This window comes from Micromonospora sp. NPDC048894 (genome assembly GCF_040649765.1).
Taxonomy (GTDB): Bacteria; Actinomycetota; Actinomycetes; order Mycobacteriales; family Micromonosporaceae; genus Micromonospora; species Micromonospora antibiotica.
In genome coordinates this window covers 69,565-86,541 of sequence record NZ_JBEZFY010000021.1, presented here as the reverse complement: position 1 = coordinate 86,541, position 16,977 = coordinate 69,565, and the positions used below count along the sequence as shown (strand labels likewise).

The 16,977-nt window shown below is 69.9% G+C and carries 15 protein-coding genes; 7 read left to right on the top strand and 8 right to left on the bottom strand.

Annotated features, from left to right (window positions below; genetic code table 11):
- The first annotated feature begins 180 nt into the window (after nt 1-180).
- Nucleotides 181-2,868, top strand: coding sequence for a LuxR family transcriptional regulator (locus tag AB0C22_RS30035; protein ID WP_219465235.1), 2,688 nt, complete (start codon nt 181-183; stop codon nt 2,866-2,868).
- A gap of 61 nt (nt 2,869-2,929) precedes the next feature.
- Here AB0C22_RS30035 and AB0C22_RS30030 read toward each other — a convergent pair whose 3' ends face one another.
- The 3 genes from AB0C22_RS30030 to AB0C22_RS30020 all read right to left on the bottom strand — a co-directional run bounded on the left by AB0C22_RS30030 (nt 2,930) and on the right by AB0C22_RS30020 (nt 5,186).
- Nucleotides 2,930-3,583, bottom strand: a complete 654-nt coding sequence (locus tag AB0C22_RS30030) for an SRPBCC family protein (RefSeq protein ID WP_357538288.1) — start codon at nt 3,581-3,583, stop codon at nt 2,930-2,932.
- A gap of 44 nt (nt 3,584-3,627) precedes the next feature.
- On the bottom strand, nt 3,628-4,125 hold the full coding sequence (locus AB0C22_RS30025) for an SRPBCC family protein (protein WP_357538286.1): 498 nt from the start codon (nt 4,123-4,125) through the stop codon (nt 3,628-3,630).
- A 116-nt stretch (nt 4,126-4,241) separates the two neighbouring features.
- Nucleotides 4,242-5,186 carry a helix-turn-helix transcriptional regulator gene (locus tag AB0C22_RS30020; RefSeq protein WP_357538284.1) on the bottom strand — a complete coding sequence of 315 codons (945 nt, stop codon included), beginning with the start codon at nt 5,184-5,186 and terminating at the stop codon, nt 4,242-4,244.
- A 119-nt stretch (nt 5,187-5,305) separates the two neighbouring features.
- Between AB0C22_RS30020 and AB0C22_RS30015 the strand changes: the two genes are divergently transcribed.
- Nucleotides 5,306-5,755, top strand: a complete 450-nt coding sequence (locus AB0C22_RS30015) for a VOC family protein (protein ID WP_357538282.1) — start codon at nt 5,306-5,308, stop codon at nt 5,753-5,755.
- A 291-nt stretch (nt 5,756-6,046) separates the two neighbouring features.
- Here AB0C22_RS30015 and AB0C22_RS30010 read toward each other — a convergent pair whose 3' ends face one another.
- The 4 genes from AB0C22_RS30010 to AB0C22_RS29995 form a co-directional block, all read right to left on the bottom strand.
- Nucleotides 6,047-6,526, bottom strand: coding sequence for a GNAT family N-acetyltransferase (locus AB0C22_RS30010; protein WP_219465231.1), 480 nt, complete (start codon nt 6,524-6,526; stop codon nt 6,047-6,049).
- A gap of 196 nt (nt 6,527-6,722) precedes the next feature.
- Complete coding sequence (locus tag AB0C22_RS30005; RefSeq protein WP_208564995.1) at nt 6,723-6,863, bottom strand: hypothetical protein; 141 nt, start codon at nt 6,861-6,863, stop codon at nt 6,723-6,725.
- Between the two features lie 348 nt (nt 6,864-7,211).
- Entirely contained in the window at nt 7,212-9,722 is a 2,511-nt protein-coding gene (locus tag AB0C22_RS30000) for an FtsX-like permease family protein (protein ID WP_357538279.1), read from the bottom strand.
- A 3-nt stretch (nt 9,723-9,725) separates the two neighbouring features.
- Entirely contained in the window at nt 9,726-10,472 is a 747-nt protein-coding gene (locus AB0C22_RS29995) for an ABC transporter ATP-binding protein (protein ID WP_308290943.1), read from the bottom strand.
- A gap of 369 nt (nt 10,473-10,841) precedes the next feature.
- On the opposite strand from AB0C22_RS29995, the gene AB0C22_RS29990 reads away from it, so the two are divergent.
- From AB0C22_RS29990 to AB0C22_RS29970, 5 genes are all read left to right on the top strand, one after another.
- Nucleotides 10,842-12,104 (top strand): serine hydrolase domain-containing protein, encoded by a 1,263-nt coding sequence (locus AB0C22_RS29990; RefSeq protein ID WP_357538277.1) that lies wholly within the window; start codon nt 10,842-10,844, stop codon nt 12,102-12,104.
- 99 nt (nt 12,105-12,203) lie between these two features.
- On the top strand, nt 12,204-12,896 hold the full coding sequence (locus AB0C22_RS29985) for a VanZ family protein (RefSeq protein ID WP_357538275.1): 693 nt from the start codon (nt 12,204-12,206) through the stop codon (nt 12,894-12,896).
- 50 nt (nt 12,897-12,946) lie between these two features.
- Nucleotides 12,947-13,642, top strand: coding sequence for a response regulator transcription factor (locus tag AB0C22_RS29980; RefSeq protein WP_219465226.1), 696 nt, complete (start codon nt 12,947-12,949; stop codon nt 13,640-13,642).
- Entirely contained in the window at nt 13,635-14,759 is a 1,125-nt protein-coding gene (locus tag AB0C22_RS29975) for a HAMP domain-containing sensor histidine kinase (protein ID WP_357538273.1), read from the top strand. The genes AB0C22_RS29980 and AB0C22_RS29975 overlap by 8 nt, the downstream gene beginning before the upstream one ends.
- A gap of 206 nt (nt 14,760-14,965) precedes the next feature.
- On the top strand, nt 14,966-16,576 hold the full coding sequence (locus tag AB0C22_RS29970; RefSeq protein WP_357538271.1) for a cellulase family glycosylhydrolase: 1,611 nt from the start codon (nt 14,966-14,968) through the stop codon (nt 16,574-16,576).
- 51 nt (nt 16,577-16,627) lie between these two features.
- Here the strand turns inward: AB0C22_RS29970 and AB0C22_RS29965 are convergent, their stop codons facing one another.
- Nucleotides 16,628-16,951 carry a DnaK-like suppressor protein gene (locus AB0C22_RS29965; protein WP_219465224.1) on the bottom strand — a complete coding sequence of 108 codons (324 nt, stop codon included), beginning with the start codon at nt 16,949-16,951 and terminating at the stop codon, nt 16,628-16,630.
- Nucleotides 16,952-16,977: the final 26 nt, after the last annotated feature.

The following is a 16,977-nucleotide window of genomic DNA, read 5'->3' as shown; positions in this document are numbered from 1 at the left end:
GTTGCTGGTAGCCGCTGACCTCGATGTGTCGGGCGGGGTTGCCGTCGATCAGCCCCTCGCGGACGGCGAGGTTGAGCGCGGCGCGCAGCGTGGTGTGCAGGTCATGCCGCCCGCGCCGAATATTGATCGGCGTGGCCGGCGTTAAGGTTGCGACGAGGACGACATCGGGATGGGGTGTGAATGCGATTCGTCGCCCGGCAGTCGGAGTTGCGCGAGCTCGGCGCGCTCGCGGCGGCCGCGGCGGGTGGGCGCGGAGGTGCGACGCTTATCGTCGGCGAGGCGGGCATCGGCAAGTCGACTCTTGTCCAGGCCGCGGTCGAGTCGCTCGACGGCTGGCGGGTGCTGCGCGCGAGCGGCGTCGAGTTCGAAAGTGAGCTGCCCTACGCGGCGCTGCACCACCTCTGTGCTCCGGTACTGGAGTACCGCCGCGAGCTCCCGGCGCCTCAGCGGCTCGCACTGGAGACGGTGTTCGGGCTCGGCGCAGGTGCCGCACCGAGTCCCATGCTGGTCGGCCTGGCTGTACTGAGCCTTCTGGGCGCTGCGGCGCAGGACGTTGCGGTGTGTTGCGTGCTCGATGACTCGCAGTGGAGTGATGAAGCGTCGCGGCAGGCGCTGGCGTTCGTCGCGCGCCGTGTCGGTGCCGATCGGGTCGCAATGGTGTTCGTCGCGCGGGAAGTCGCTTCTGTCCCGGAGCTCGATCGTCTTCCTCGGCTCGCCGTTGCCGGACTTGCGGCCAGCGAAGCCCTTGACCTGCTGCGATTGTCAGCGTTATCCAATCTTGACGGCCCGGTACTGGAACGGATTGTCGCCGAGGCGGGTAGCAATCCGCTCGCGCTGGTGGAGTTCGCTCGGGACGCGGATCCGTTGGGTCTGCCGAACGTGGTGACCGGTGGCGTGCAAGGCGCGTTGGAGGCGCAGTTCACCCGTCGGATCCTGCGGTTGCCGGCGCGGACCCGGTTGGTTTCGGTGCTCGCTGCGGCGGAACCCTTGGGCGACATCGTGCTGCTACGCCGCGCCATGACGGTTCTTGGGCTGGACGCTGCCGATCTCACTCCGGTTGTGGAGGAGGGCCTGGTGGTCGCCGGTCCCCGCTTGTACTTCCGGCATCCATTGGCTCGTTCCGCGGTGTACCGGTCGGCCGATGCCCGGACACGCCGGCAGGTACACGCGGCGCTGGCCGAGGCGACCAGTGTCGATACGGATGCGGACCGTCGCACGTGGCACCGAGCCAAAGCGGTCGCCGTTCCTGACGAGTCGATAGCGGCGGAGTTGGAGCGGTCGGCTGTGCGCGCGCACGAACGTGGGGGCTTCGCCGGGGCATCGGCGTTCTTGGAACGCTCCGCTCAGCTGACGCCGGACGCTTCGCGGCGGGCAGGTCGGTTGTTGTCGGCCGCTCGAGCGCGGTTGCAGTCCGGGGCGCCCGAAGCCGCGCGGGAACTGGTGAATCAGGCACGGCGCGGCCGCCCTGGAACGGCTGACAGCGCTGAGCTGCGCCTCCTGGATGCGATGATCGACTACCACGTGTCCCGCAGTATCCCGGCGACGCTTGCACTTGCCGACGCGGCCGAGGGTCTCGATCCCGACCGAGCCCGCGAAACCTACCTGGAGGCGTTCGCCTCCCTGATGTTCAGCATCGATGAGCCTGGCCGGCTGCGCCGTCTCGCCCTACGCATCCAGGAGCGGTTACCGCGACGGCGTCCGCCCCGCGCCGTTGACCTTCTACTTGACGCCCTGCTTGCCCAGAACCTGCTGCCCGTCGACGAGGCGGCACCCGCGATGCGCCGCGCGGTCGAGGCGTTTCAGGATCAGACCCGGGGGTTTGATGCGAATCCGTGGTGGATGGAGCGCGCCTGCGTGCTGAGCGCCGACCTCTGCGACGAGGTCGCGATGGAGCAGCTGACCGACCGTCAGGTCGAACTTGCCCGGGCACAGGGAGCCTATGCGATTCTGCCGCATGCGCTGCGTTTTCAGGCGGCCGCCAGGGTCATGGTCGGCCGGATTGATGATGCGGCCGCCAGCATCATCGAGGCACGCGCGGTCGACGAGGCGGCGGGCACGACCAATCTCCTCGGCTCGGACCTGACACTCGCCGCCTGGCGTGGTGACACTGAACGGTTCCGCGAGGTTCGGGAGGCGTTGCGCGACTGGGCCGGTGTGGAGTTCACCGCTGTCTTCTACGCGACCGGCGTGCTGCGCAACGGGCTCGGCGGCTACGAGGACGCGCTCGACGCGTTGCTGGTCGCGCGAGATCGGCAGCAGCATGGTTCGTACGTCGTCTCCGCGTTCCACAGTGAACTCGTCGAGGCCGCCGTGCGTGCCCGCCGGCCGGAGGAGGGCAAGGTCTCAGCCGCCTGGCTTGAGGATCTCGCGCGCGCCAGCCCCACCTCGTGGGCGGTCGGCGCGCACCTGCTCGCGCGAGCGCTGCTCGAACCGGGCCTGGGCGCTCACGAGCTGTACGTCGGCGCGATCGACCGGTTCGCCCAAACCCGGGTACGTGGGCACTACGCGCGGGCTCGCCTGCTGCATGGGGAGTGGCTACGCAGCGTGGGCCGTCGTGCCGAGGCGCGGGTGGAGCTGCGTGCCGCGCACGAGTTGCTGAAGACGGTCGGCGCGCGGGCCTTCGCCGACCGGGCCGCGCGGGAGCTGGCGGCCATCGGTGAGCATCCGGGGGCGGACGAGACCGACCCGCTCAACGCACTGACGGAGCGGGAGCTGCTTGTCGCTCGCAGGGTCGCGTCCGGGGCGGGCACCAAGGAGGTGGCCGCGCTGCTGTTCGTCAGTCCTCGCACGGTCGATGCCCACCTGCGCAACATCTATCGAAAGCTGGAGATAACGTCGCGACGCCAGCTCCGGGAGCTTCAGCTGTAGCGGATACGGCTGGCCCCGCCACCGGGGGCCGGTGGCGGGGCATCGGGGGTTTTCAGCGTTGTCAGCGGCGGTGCCGGTCGCAGTCTCGTTCAGCCGTGGTCTTCAGGTCTCGTAGCCACACCTCGAGACCTGCCCCGAGAGCGGCGGTGGCGAATTCGACGTCCGCTTCGACCTGGCGACCGCGCCAGGTTTCCTCGGTACGCACGAGAACCCGGCCCCCGACCTCGGTGAAGGTCCAGACGTGGACTCCCTCGTCGATACGCAGTCCTTCGCCGACCGCTGGACCGCTCCACCGCACGCACTTCTGCCGCTGAAGCTGGTGGACGGTGGAGGTGACCACGAGAGTGGTGGCGGGGTTGAGGTGTGTCTCCTGCACCGGAGTCGTCCACCGGAACGACGAGCCGGCGCGAAGCGGACCGGAGTCGAGACGCCTGCTGGTCAGGACCGGCGGTTGCCAGGACGGCCACCGCTCGACATCGGTCTGCAGCTTCCAGACCGTCCGGAGCGATGCGTCGATGACGGCTTCGGTGCGGTAGCGGATCTTGGCGTTCGGGTCGACGCTCTCCCCCGCGCAACGTGGTGCTCCGGAGTTGGCGCCGCTGCTCTGAGTGGAGGCGTGCGCCGACGTGGCCAGGACCCCCAGAATGGTGGTCATGGCGAGCGAGGCCGCCAGCATGCGCTTGATACCCGGCCAAGTTGGAGGGAAGACGGTCAAAGCTGTTCCTCTCACTGGGTTCGTCGCACGATGAAGGGTTGTCGCTATCCGGCGGCGTCCGCTTCGGCGGTGTCCTTGAGCCTTTGCAACCAGGTGACCAGACTCTCGTCCAGAGCTGCCTGGATGGGGCCAGGATCGGCGTCGACTGGCGGGCCCGCGAAGGACTCCTCGGTGGACACGATCAGCCCGCGGTCGCCAGGAGCCAGGTTCCAGACGTGGACGCCCAGGATGCCGTCCGGTCCGTTGGCGTGTCCGGACCAGACCAGGCGCTCGTAGGGCCGTACCTCGGCGATGGTCGAGACGATGTCCAGCCCAGACGCGGACCACCGGAACACCGATCCCGACCCGAGCGGCCCCGGGGTTTCCACCCGCGCGTACGGAAGCTCCGGCAGCCACGTCGTCCACGCGTCAATGTCGGTGAGAACGCGCCACACGATCTCAGCCGACGCCTGCACCGTGACCCTGTGTCGACTGATCACCGGTGCCGTCTCGTCGATCCTCAAACCTTCGTTTGCCGCGCCGGTGACCTGCCCGTTCTCCATCGCGCTACCTCTCTACGGTGAGCGGCGGCCCGCTGGCCGCCACCGTTTCGCGGGGCTGACCCCGCACAACGGAGACGATCCTGCCAAGGCACACGCCTCGCCCGCATCGGCAAGGATTACCTACTCCTGGTGTGGCCCCTCTCCCCCTGGCGCGGTGGCCAGCTTTCGCCGCAGGCCGCCACAGCGGACGGGTTCGCGGCCGGAGCACGCCCCGGCGTGCCAGGTTGATCGGGGCGAAGAGCCATTTCCTGGACACCGATAGTGGCCAAAAGGTCCAGTTTGCTTCGGGCGTCAGTGCCCGGTCGCGCCGTCAGCACCACGACCCGCAGATCGCTGTCCTGCGTCGGAAGAATGTTGGCGTCCAGGGCGATCTCACCAACCTCCGGATGGACAGCAGTCTTGTGCGCGCTTTCGTGAGCCGCGACGGTCGGACTCGCCCACAGTTCGCGGAACCGCGCAGTGCGGCTCAGCCGATCGATCAACGATGCGACATCGGGATCGTCCGGGTATCGGCCGGTGGTGGTCCGCAGGTCCGCGACGAGGGACTGCTCGAACCACACCCGTTCCGCCGCGGTCTGTCGGACCCGGGCGTTCCGCCGTTCGAACTGGGTGATCATGGCGTTCCGGTCCTCAACGCTGGCTCGGCACGGGTCACCCCAGGTCGCCGCGAACAAGAGGTTCCAGTGCAGCAACTGCCAGGCGGCGTCGTACACGGCCAGAGGGCTGGCGCTGAGCTGGTCGGTAACCCGGCGCACACTGATCGGGATCAACCTGGGAATGCGATCCGGGTTGGCGGTATGCCCAGCCAGACGCAGCAGGTGGGCCTGCTCCTCGTCGTTCAACTGCAACGCGCGAGCCAACGCCGAACACACCTGAGCCGACGGGGTCTTCGCTCGGCCCTGCTCGAGCTGCGCGACGTACTCGGCCGAGACGCCCGCCAGCATCGCCAGCTCACCGCGGCGCAGTCCGACGACCCGCCGCGGTGCGTGGTGGACCAGCCCGACGGTGGCCGGCTCCAGTCGGTCTCGCCAGGCGCGGAGCGCGGCACCAAGGTGGTTCATCCTCTTGATGATCCCGCATCCGGTTGCCCGTGTCCTGGTACCAGCAGTACGAGGAAGATCTCTGACTCCCTCGGAACGTATCGGTGTAGGAGCATCGATGGATGCTCAAAGTGACGCGAATGAACCACATCGGCGTGCCCGTCAGCGACCTCGACCGGTCGGTGCGGTGGTACGAAGATGTTCTCGGGGTCGCCGCTAACGGCGTGACCATTTCGGCCGACAACGCTGCGCTCGGCGCCGTGGTGGAAGTGGAGAACCCCGCGATGCGAGCGGTGTTCTCGCTCGCCGGAGACAACGTCCTGCTGGAACTGATCCAGTATGACCGGCCGGTGCCGAAGCCGTTCGAGGGCCGCAACTGCGACGTTGGGGTGATGCATCTCTGCTTCGAGGTCGACGACATGGACGCGGCGGTACGCCACCTGAGGGAGCGCGGCGTCCACCTCAACGCTGACCCGGTGATATTGGCCAGCGGTGACGGAATCCACGCTGGTGAGCTCGCCGGCACCAAGATCCTGTACCTGCGTGACCCGGACGGCATCCAGTTGGAGCTCTTCGAACTCCCTCGGTGACCACACGGTGCGCTACTCAGCCACGGGTAGGGCGACCGCCGCAGGCTCGGGAACGCCCCGAACCCGATCCAGGGATCGAGGGTTGGCTACGGCCCTCGCACCGACCCTGATCCGGCCCGGTCGGGCGCACGCACGGGTCTGCTGCACCGATGGTGACATCACGGTGTCGAACTGTTCAGCAGCTTTACGCGGTACGTCAGGACGACGCCTCGACGCTGTTGGTGGGACGTCCTGGTACGCCCCGACGGGTGGTCGTCTCCGGACCCGTTTGGCGTCCTTGCACCTGCAGCCCTACATCTGGTCCCGGCGTAGTTGCAGGGCGGGGTGGCGTGGTGGTGCGAATCCGAGGGTTCGGTAGAGGCGTTCGCCGCCCGGGGTGGCGTTGAGGTCGACCACGCTGACCGTGGTGTCGTCGGCGAACCAGCGCAGGAGCGCGTTCAGGCAGTCCCGGGCGTGGCCGCGTCCGCGTGCGTGGGGCACGGTGCTGATGTTGAAGACGTGACCGCGTAACCCTCCTGGATTGCCGGGTCCCGGCGCGTGCCGGTCGCAGAGGCCGGAGGCGTTGCTGACGATGCCGTGTTCGGGGTCTTCGATCACGAAGGCGGCGAACGTCTGCGGATCGCTCAGCGAACGGGTGAACCAGTCCAGGGCGGCGGCCCGCCACGGTGCCGTGGCGTCGCCGACGGGTGCCCCCATCGCCTCCAGCATGGTGACGCGAAGTCGTACCAGCGCAGCCGCGTCGTCGGGGCCGGCCCTACGTGGTCGTGCCATTGTTCGTCCTGCTCCCTGCTCCCTGCTCCCTGCGGCTACGCCGAACCGGCCGGCCCGCCGTGGCTGCGGCGGTCGGCCTCCCGGGCAGGCGGTGGAGCGTAGGACGGGCGCGGCTACGGACGAGGATCTCGTCGTGACCGCGCAGGCCGACCTGGTCTGAAGGGCCCGGTCAGGGCGTACCTGCTTCGAGGGTGGCTCAGCTGCGGTACGCGCGATGCAGGAAGTACAGCCCGGCACCCACACCGCCGAGCAGCAGTGCGGTGCTGCCGACGTGACCCCACCAGTGGTCCAGCAGACCGTCGGCCAGCGTGCCGGAGCGCAGCAGTTCCTCCGTCACGACGGCTGCCGCGAGGACGGCAATCGCAGCGGCGATCCACCCCCGGCGGCCCGTGTTCCTGTCGCTCGTCATAGCTGAGGTCGTCTCCCTGTTTTCGTCTCGACGGTATCGGGCCGCAGCCCGGGCTGGCGGTCCCGGCGGTCCCGGCGGTCCTGGCGGTCCCGGCGGTCCTGGCGGTCCGGGTGCTGTCGGCCTTCCCGGCATCTTCGGCAAGGACGATGAGGGTGGCACTGCTGCGGCCATGTGCTCAGGCCCGTCGTCGCCCTGAGGTCGACGGGCGGGCCCGTGTTGCGGGCCCGCCCGTCGCGCGTGTTCGGCCGATCCGCCCAACCGGCCAGCCGTGGCCGGTTACTCCTTGATGCCGATGCCGGCGACCGGAGGGACGCGGAGCAGTCGGGCAACCGGCAGGATCGTGGTGAACAGCGCCAGCAGCGTCGTGCCGCCGATGATGGACACCCATCCCAGCGTCGGCACGTAGGGCACCAGCTGCCCGGTGAGCGTGTGCACGATCGACACCAGGGTTACGGCGGCGATGGCTCCGCCGATGAGCAGCGAGACGCCGAGCAGGCCGGTCTGTTCCGCGTGGACCATCCGCTTGACCTGCTTGCCGGTGACACCGACCAGGCGCAGCAGGGCCAACTCACGGCCCCGGGCGAGGGCGGCCATGACCATGGTGTTCGCCGCGGCGAGAGCGGCGTAGCCGACCATGATGCCGATCAGGAGCTTGTTGAGCCAGGCGCTCAGCGCGAGGTCGTCGGCGAGCTGACCGCTGATGTCGGCCGTGCTGGTCACCGAGCTGCCGGGGTACTGGCCGATGACCTCGCCCAACGCGGCGGAGATGTCCTTGCCGGGCTCGGTGCGTACCAGGATCCGCTCGTAGCCGGCGACGGCGGTGTGCCCGGCGACGACGTCCTTGACGACGGTGACCGCGCCGAACGCGAAGCCCCGGTCGTAGATCGCCACGACGCGCAGGTCGGCGGGTGTGCCGTCGCCGAGCCGCACCGTGACCTGGTCGCCCACCCGCCAGCCGCTCGACTCGGCCTGCAGGGTCGACGCTGCCATGGCCGACCCGCGCAGGTCCGCCAGGCTTCCGCTGCGGACCTTGAGGTCCATGGTGAGGTCGACGCCCTCCGGGTCGATCGCCTGCGCATCCGCGCTCTCGACGGCTCCGTCCGGGATGATCGAGGTGTTTCGTACGCCGGTGGCCGCGAGCACACCGGGGATGTCGCGGATCTGCGCCAGCATGGTGTCGGGCAGTCCGGTGGCGGAAACCACGGTCTGCTGGGCCAGCACCCCACCATGGTTCTCGGCGACGATCTGCTTGTCCAGGTTGTCCTGGAGGAACCAGACCGAGCCGCCGAAACCGACGGACAGCACCAGTGCGGTCAGCACCGTGACCATGCCCTGGGCGTTGGCGCGCAGGTTCGCCGCGGCGAGGTAGCCGCTGTCGCCCCACACCCGCCGCAGCACCGGGGCGAGCAGCCGGGCGGCGGCCCGGTTGATCCACGGCCCGAGCAGAGCCACCGCGAGGACGAACAGACACAGCAGACCCATCGCGGGCCCGAGGGCGGCGGTCCCCTTCGCCGCGCCGGTGAGAGCGATCAGGACGAAGCCGCCGGCCAGGGCGGCGAATCCGGAGATCAGGCGGAGTACGCCGTTGCGGCCGGATTCCACGGCGATCTCACCGAGCGCCTCCGTCGGGCGGATCCGCACCGTCCGACGCGCTGCGAGCAACGCCGCACCGGTCGCCACCGTGACCGTTGCCACCGCCACGGCGATCGCCGCCCAGCCGCCACCGCGAACCGGGAAGGTGTCCGGGATGAACGCCCGGTCCACCAACTCCTGGTGCAGCCAGCGGCTGGCGAGCCAACCGACGGGCACACCGATGACGACCGACAACAGGCTGAGCAGTCCCACCTCGGCGAGGATCAGGCGGGCGACCTGGCCGGGGGTGGCGGCGACGGCGCGCAGCAGGGCGAGGTCACGGCGGCGGTGCCGGACCGCGAGCCCGATGGTGCCCGCCACCACGAACATGACCAGCAGCGCGACGTAGCCGCCGAACACGCTGCCCAGCTGGACCAGCATGAGGGAGGCCGCCTGGTCCGCGGACTGTTCCAGCAGCCCCCGCTCGTCGCCGGCGTAGGCCTTGACGCCGGCTTCGGCGGCCAGCCGGCGCACGTCGGCCACCACGGCCGGGGCGGCACCGGGTTCGGCCAGGACGGCCACCGCGTCGACCTGTCCCAGCCGGGGGTGGATGACCACCGCGTGCGCGTCGGTGAAGAACACCGCGGGTGGTGCGTGCGGGTCGGGCCGGGGGCCCGCGTGGCGGACGAAACCGCTGACCCGGTACGTCCGTGCGCTGCCGTTCACCAGGATCGGCACCTCGTCGCCCGGAGCCACCGAAGCGGCCAGCCGTTCGTCCAGCGCGACCTCGGTGTCGCGGGTGGGTCGGGCACCCTTGGTCAGCTGGTACGGGGTGATGGCGGTGCTGCTCCAGCCGTGGCCGGTGGCGGCACCGTTCGGCAGGATCGCCGGCACCGTCCGGTCGGCGACGACGGTGGCCACCCCCGGCAGTTGCCGGATCTGGTCGACCATCGCGGCCGGGACTGTTCCGCCCTCAGGCAGCGCGACGGTGTTCGTTTCCTTTTCGCCGAGCATGGTGGAGGTGAGGGTGATGTCCCGGTTGGCGACGACGACGTCGGCGGCCGCGTAACGCTGTGGGGCGGCGGTGAAGCGCAGGCCGGACTCCACGAGGACGCCCAGCGACATCAGGATCAGCACCCCGGCGGTCATCGCCAGGAGGGTGGCGGTCGCGCTGCCCTTGCGGTGACGCAGCATCTGTCCGGCCAGTTTCAGCACGGGTCAGCCCTCCTGCGTCAGCTGCGGACGACGCCCGAGCGTCGCGAGGTGCTCGGCGATCCGCTCCGCGCCCGGCTGCGGCATGTCCTGCACGATGCGCCCGTCGGCCAGCACCATCACCCGGTCGGCGTAGGACGCCGCCACCGGGTCGTGGGTGACCATGATGACCGTCTGTCCCGCCTCGTCCACCACCGAGCGCAGCAGGGCCAACACCTCACCGGCGGTCTGGGTGTCCAGCGCGCCGGTGGGCTCGTCACAGAAGATGACCTCCGGCCGGGTGGCCAGTGCCCGGGCGATCGCGACGCGTTGCTGCTGCCCGCCGGACAGTTCCGAAGGGCGGTGGGACAGCCGCTCGGTGAGCCCGACCCGGTTGACGATCTGCTGTATCCAGAGGGGGTCCGCCCGCTTTCCGGACAGCCGCAACGGCAGCGTGATGTTCTCCTGCACCGTCAACGCTCCGACGAGGTTGAACGCCTGAAAGACGAACCCGATCTCCGATCGCCGCAGCTTGGTCAGTTTTGTCTCCGACAGCTTCGACAGTTCCGTGTCGCCGACCCACACCAGGCCGCTGGTCGGGCGGTCCAGCCCCGCCGCAGTCTGCAGCAACGTGCTCTTGCCCGAGCCGGACGGGCCCATCACCGCGGTAAACGTCCCGCGCTGGAAGGTCGCGTCGACTCCGGCGAGTGCGGTTACCGCCTGCCGATCCCCGCCATAGACCTTGCGCAGTTGCTGGACCCGCACCGCCGCCACCGGCGTCTCTCTCGTAACTGTCGACCCGAATTCGAGTCGTGCGCTATTAACCGACATCGCCGGACTCCAATTTTCGTTGATTTCTTCCGCAGAGAAACCATATTTTTGGGAATCGCCTCCAGCAATCCAGGTGGCGGGCCGACCGAGGTAGCGCTGGCTGTACCGTCAGGGCCCGGTGCCGTCGTCAGGCGATCGGCACGGACCCGTCCGGGCGTGCTGTCCGTACGCCGGTCGGGTCACCGGCGCTGTATCGGGGGCGTATCGGAAAACGCATACGCCCCCGCAACGTGCGTGCATCTTGACTACGGCGATGAACCGGAGCGCAGCACTGTCAGCGCATCAATCGTCGACCGGGCAAGGAGCATGATCATGCATTCGGATGCCACACGGGGTGTCGACCGGCGGCGGCTGGTCACCTGGGGTGGGATGGCCGCCGCCGGGCTGGTGGCGGGCTCCCCGCTGGTGGGTGCCGGGCGGGGGCACGCCGCCCCGGCCCGCACCGGCCCGTCCGGGCGCGACCCGGCCCGGCCGGACACCCGGCCCGGCGGGGCCTACGACCGGTACGTGGCGCAGCTGGCCGCCGAGGGCAGGTTCTCCGGCGTGGTGCTGCTGTCCCACCGGGGGCGGACGGTGCTGTCGCGCAGCTACGGCATGGCCGACCGGGAGCGGGGGATCCGCAACCACGAGGGCACCGCGTTCAACCTCTCCTCGGGCAGCCAGCCCTTCCTGTCGGTGGCCATCCTGCAGTTGGTGCAGCAGGGCAGGGTGACGTTGTCCGACCCGGTGGGCACCCACCTGACGGGGCTCGCGGGTCAGATCGCCGAGCGGGTCACCATCCACCACCTGCTCACCAGCACCTCCGGGCTGGACGCCCCGATGCCGGACTGGCAACGCGTCTTCCACAGCCGGGAGGAGGTGCACGACCACCACGAGCAGTGGGCCCGGCAGGCGACGCTGGTGGGGGTTCCGGGTGCCGGGTCCAACGGTCACCTGCCCGGCGGCGGTGTCGGCCTGGCCATGGCCGCGCAGATCGTGGAGGCCGTCTCCGGCATGACGTTCTGGGACTACGTGCACGAGCATGTCTTCGGGCGCTGCGGGATGAGCGGCTCGGCGTTCTACACGAGGGAGCAGTGGCTCACCGACGGGCACATCGCGCACCCGTACCTGCAGCAGGCCGACGGCAGACAGGTGGATGCCGTCCGCAACCTGGACAAGGGCAGCCTGGACCCCAACATCCTGGGCCGCAATCCGGGTCGGGGCTTCATCGGGTACGCCTCGGGTGACGGCTTCGCCACCGCGCCGGACCTGGTCCGGTTCGCCGAGGCGCTGCGCGACGGTACGTTGCTCGACCGTCCCTACGCCGACCTGTTCGCCGGGGCCAAGCTTCCCGGCCCGGTGCCCACGGCGTACGAGGGGTACACGATGCCGGTCAGCATCGTCAACGGCCAGTGGGTGATCGGCCGGGGCGGCGGGGCCGGTGGTGTCGGCGCGAACTGGAGCATCTACCCGGACACCGGCTGGGTCGGCGTCATCCTCGGCAACAGCGACGGCGTACCCATGTTGGACATCTGCCTGCGGGAGGCCGAGGCCGTCACCGGCGGACCGGTCGGCCCACCCGGCGGTGGTGGCTGAGGGCCGGCCGGACGGTGCGCTCCGTCGGGCCTCGGTGTATCGCGGGCGTATGCGGAATCGGATACGCCGTCGCAACGGGCCGGGGGCTTCGATGGGGGCATGGAACACGGTGCACACCCGTCCGGGGCGTTCCGCCCCACCCGCCGGATCGTGCTCGCCAGCCTGCTCTTCCTCGGGCTGGCGGGCGCGGCGTTCGTCGTACGGCGGCCGCTGCTGATGTCCGCTCCGAGGTGTCTGGCCGGGCGGTGGCAGGGTTGCTACGACACGTTCAACGGGGTGGTGTTCATGACCCTGGTGGGGCTGCCGCTGGCGGCCCTGGTGATGTGGGCGCTGGCGCACTCCCGGCGTGCCGTCGGCGTAGCCCAGGCGTGGCGGACGTCGCTGGCCGAGGTGGGCATGGTCTACGGGACGGTGCCGTTCGTCTGGATGACCCTGATGCCGGGGGCGGCGCCGGGCGTCGGCCCCGGCCGGGTGAGCCTGGTCCCGTTACGGGACCTGGTCACCATGGGCCCGGTCGGTATCGGTGGCAACCTGCTGGTCCTCGCGGCGTTGGGGTTCTTCGCCCCGATGCGGTTCGCGGCGCTCGCCTCGGTGCCACGGATCCTGGCGCTCGGCGTCGGCTGTTCGGTCCTGGTGGAGACCGCCCAGTACGTCCTGTGGCTGGACCGGGTGTCCTCGGTGGACGACGTGCTGGTCAACACCACCGGTGCCGTGCTGGCCGCGCTGGCGTCCCGCCCCTGGTGGCAGGTGCCGTCGGAGCGGCCGGGTCCCACGTCGGTGCCGGTCGGCTGAGGTACGTCCGGGATGTGTCCGTCGAATGTCGCCGACCATAGGCTGCGCGTATGCGGGTACTGATCGTGGAGGACGAGCCCTACCTGGCCGAAGCCGTCCGGGACGGTCTGCGGCTGGAGGCGATCGCCGCCGACGTCGCTCCCGACGGCGACACCGCCCTGGAGTTGCTCGGCGTCAACCACTACGACCTCGCCATCCTCGACCGCGACATCCCCGGCCCCTCCGGCGACGAGGTCGCCCGGCGGGTGGTCGCCTCCGGCAGCGGCATGCCGATCCTCATGCTCACCGCGGCCGACCGGATCGACGACAAGGCGTCCGGCTTCCAGCTCGGTGCCGACGACTACCTCACCAAACCGTTCGAACTCCGGGAGCTGGTGCTCCGGCTCCGGGCCCTCGACCGCAGGCGTGGGTACGCCCGGCCCCCGGTCCGCGAGACGGCGGGCCTGCGGGTCGACCCGTTCCGCCGGGAGGTCTTCCGCGACGGACGCCACGTCGCGCTCACCCGCAAGCAGTTCGCCGTGCTGGAGGTCCTCGTCGCCGCCGAGGGTGGGGTGGTCAGCGCCGAGGAACTGCTGGCCCGGGCCTGGGACGAGAACGCCAACCCCTTCACCAACGCCGTGCGCATCACCGTCTCCGCGCTGCGCAAACGGCTGGGCGAACCGTGGATCATCGCCACGGTGCCCGGGGTCGGCTACCGCATCGACACCGCGCCCGGTGCCGGGGGTGGCGGGGCGGACCGTGGATAGGCGGCCCGGTCCGAGCGTCCGCCTCAGGCTGACCCTCAGCTATGCCGGGTTCGTCATGCTGGTCGGTGGCCTGCTGCTGGTCACCGTGTGGGTGTTCCTGCTGCGGTACGTACCCGAGGTGATCGACGACGCCCGACTGCCCGCGCCGGCACCCGACGGTTCCCGTCTCCCCGCCCCCGTGATGTTCGTGCCGAACCGTTCCGACCTGCTCCGTGCCTTCGCCCCGAGAGCAGCCGCAGTGCTGGCCCTGCTGTTGTTCCTCGGCCTGCTGGGCGGGTGGATCCTCGCCGGCCGGATGCTCGCGCCGCTGAACCGCATCACCCACGCCACCCGGATGGCCGCAGGCGGGTCGCTGTCCCACCGGATTCGGCTCGCGGGCCGCGACGACGAGTTCCGGGAGCTCTCCGACGCGTTCGACTCGATGCTCGAACAGCTCGAGTCCCACGTCGCCGAGCAGCAGCGGTTCGCCGCGAACGCGTCCCACGAGCTGCGTACGCCGCTTGCGATCTCCCGGGCGCTCCTCGACGTGGCCCGCCGGGAACCCGCCGGTGCGGGGGGCGAACTCATCGAACGACTGCACACCGTCAACCAGCGGGCGATCGACCTCACCGAGGCCCTGCTGCTGCTCAGCCGTGGTGACCGTGGCGCCTTCACCCGCGAGCGCGTCGACCTTTCCCTCCTCGCCGAGGAGGCCGCCGAGACGCTGCTTCCTCTCGCCGAACGGCGTCGGATCACCCTGGACGTCCGCGGTGGGGCGGCACTCACCAGCGGCTCCGCCGAACTCCTGCTGCGGATGGTGACGAACCTCGTGCAGAACGCCATCGTGCACAACCTTCCCGCCGGCGGCACCGTGACGGTCCTGACCGAGGCGTGCGGTGCCACGAGCATGGTGCGGATCGAGAACACGGGCCGGCGGCTCCCACCCGCTCTGGTGTCGACCTTCACCGAACCCTTCCGGCGCGGAACGGAACGCGTGCGCACCGACGAACACGCCGGCGTGGGCCTAGGTCTCGCGATCGTGCACAGCATCGTCCGCGCCCACGGCGGGACGCTCGACCTCGTCCCGCCCCCGCACGGAGGTCTCGTCGTCACGGTCCGGTTGCCCGGCACGCCGTGACGCGCCCCTTCCCTGCGGCCCGGGTGGTGCCCGTCGGACGTCCGCCATGGCCCCTGACGAGCGGCCGTACGGCGACGACCTTGCCTTATTGATGCACATGCATCTATCATTTGGCGGCCCGTCGGCTGCCGGGACAGGCAGTCGAAATATCGTCGAATCGCTTCGACAACCCAGTGTGACTGTGGGCTCGAAGACGGGAGACTCTTGTGAAATCCACCCTCAGGAAGGTGCAGTTCGCCGTGCTCTCCGGCGTCCTGGCGCTGGCCGGCTCCACCGCCGTGCTGACGAGTTCCGCCTCGGCCGACAGCATGGCCCAGGTGAACGCCACCCAACTCGTCGCCGACATGGGGGCGGGCTGGAATCTGGGCAACGCCCTGGAGGCCAACGCCAACGGCATCCCCAGCGAGACGGCCTGGGGTAACCCGGTCGTGACCCAGGCGTTCATCGACCGGGTCAAGGCGGCGGGCTTCAAGACGATCCGCATCCCGGTGTCCTACCTGGGCAACATCGGGTCCGCCCCGAACTACACGATCAACTCCGCCTGGCTCAACCGGATCAAGGAAATCGTCGACTACGCCTACGGCCGCGGCCTGTACGTGCTGATCAACATGCACGGCGACGGCTTCAAGACCGTCAACGGCTCGTGGCTGATCTGCGACTCGTCCAACCAGACGACGATCCGGGACAAGTACCAGAAGGTCTGGCAGCAGATCGCGACCAGGTTCCAGAGCTACAGCGAGCGACTCATCCTCGAATCCATGAACGAGGAGTTCGACGGGCAGTACGGCAATCCCACCCAGCCGTGCTACGCGAACATCAACGCCTACAACCAGATCTTCGTGGACACGGTCCGCCGCACCGGCGGGAACAACACCTCCCGCTGGCTGCTCGTCCCCGGCTGGAACACCAACATCGACTACACCGTGGGCAACTACGGCTTCACGCTGCCGACGGACCAGTACCGGTCGTCGTCCGTGCCCGCCAACGAGCAACGGCTGATGATCTCGGTGCACTACTACGACCCCTGGGACTTCGCCGGTGAGGAGAACGGCACCATCACGCAGTGGGGGCCGAACGCCACCACTCCGTCCCGGAAGTCGACCTGGGGTCAGCAGGACCACATGGACGGGCAGCTGAAGAAGGTGCGCGACACCTTCGTCTCGCGTGGTTACCCGGTCTTCGTCGGCGAGTACGGCTCGGTCGACAAGACGTCGGCCGACCCGACGAACAACAGGTACCGCGCGGACTACGCGCGCACCCTGGTGGCCGCCGCCAGGAAGTACGGCGCGGCCACCGCCTACTGGGACAACGGCTACAACGGGGCGTACGGGTTCGGGCTGTTCAACCGCAGCAACGCCACGGTCACCCAGCAGGGCATCATCGACGCCATCATGAGCGCCGTCGGCGGCACCACCCCCACGACGCCGCCGACCACCACCCCACCCCCCACCACCACCCCGCCGCCGCCGACCACCACCCCACCGCCGCCCACCACGACCCCACCGCCGTCGACCGGGCGGTCCTGTGCGGCGTCGTACACGGTGACCGGTCAGTGGCAGGGTGGCTTCCAGGCCGAGGTGCGGGTGACCGCCGGCAGTTCGGCGATCAACGGTTGGACGGTGACCTGGACGTTCGGGAACGGGCAGCAGGTGACGCAGGCGTGGAGCGCGACGTTGACCACCAGCGGCTCGACCGTCACCGCCCGCAACGTCGGCTACAACGGGGCGCTGGGTGCCGGTGGCAGCACGACCTTCGGTTTCCTCGGATCGTCGGGTGCCGTCAACGGCGTACCGGCGTTGTCCTGCGCGGCGAGCTGAGCAGGCCGTGAGCCGACGGGCCGGGCGTCACGGACGCCCGGCCCGTCGGTCCTACGCACACGAGATGTGGCGGGCGGACGGCCGCACGGGGGGTCGTTCCGCACCGATCGGCTGCTGGCAGCGCTCGCAGCTCCCGTAGGTCTCCGCCGCCAGCCTGAGCAGGGCGTCGTCGACCTCGGCGATCCGCGCCCGCGTCGCGGCGAGCAGCGCGATCAGCTGGGCGCGTTCGAAGCCGACGGTGGCACCCTCGGGATCGTGTTCGTCGTCGGCGTTCGAATCCCGCGATGCCGCGAACAGCGCCTCCAGATCCCGCGCCAGCGTCGCCGCCTCGACCTCCGCACCCGCCCGTAACCGCAGCAGCGCCTCCCGGATCATCTGCCCAGGTTGGTGCCGGACGTGGC

Bases quoted from the DNA above. Each gene is read 5' to 3' on its own strand.
- AB0C22_RS30015 (WP_357538282.1), top strand. From the start codon at position 5,306: ATGAACCACATCGGCGTGCCCGTCAGCGACCTCGACCGGTCGGTGCGG.
- AB0C22_RS29965 (WP_219465224.1), bottom strand. From the start codon at position 16,951: ATGATCCGGGAGGCGCTGCTGCGGTTACGGGCGGGTGCGGAGGTCGAG.
- AB0C22_RS30010 (WP_219465231.1), bottom strand. From the start codon at position 6,526: ATGGCACGACCACGTAGGGCCGGCCCCGACGACGCGGCTGCGCTGGTA.
- AB0C22_RS30020 (WP_357538284.1), bottom strand. From the start codon at position 5,186: ATGAACCACCTTGGTGCCGCGCTCCGCGCCTGGCGAGACCGACTGGAG.
- AB0C22_RS30025 (WP_357538286.1), bottom strand. From the start codon at position 4,125: ATGGAGAACGGGCAGGTCACCGGCGCGGCAAACGAAGGTTTGAGGATC.
- AB0C22_RS29980 (WP_219465226.1), top strand. From the start codon at position 12,947: ATGCGGGTACTGATCGTGGAGGACGAGCCCTACCTGGCCGAAGCCGTC.
- AB0C22_RS30035 (WP_219465235.1), top strand. From the start codon at position 181: ATGCGATTCGTCGCCCGGCAGTCGGAGTTGCGCGAGCTCGGCGCGCTC.
- AB0C22_RS29990 (WP_357538277.1), top strand. From the start codon at position 10,842: ATGCATTCGGATGCCACACGGGGTGTCGACCGGCGGCGGCTGGTCACC.
- AB0C22_RS29985 (WP_357538275.1), top strand. From the start codon at position 12,204: ATGGAACACGGTGCACACCCGTCCGGGGCGTTCCGCCCCACCCGCCGG.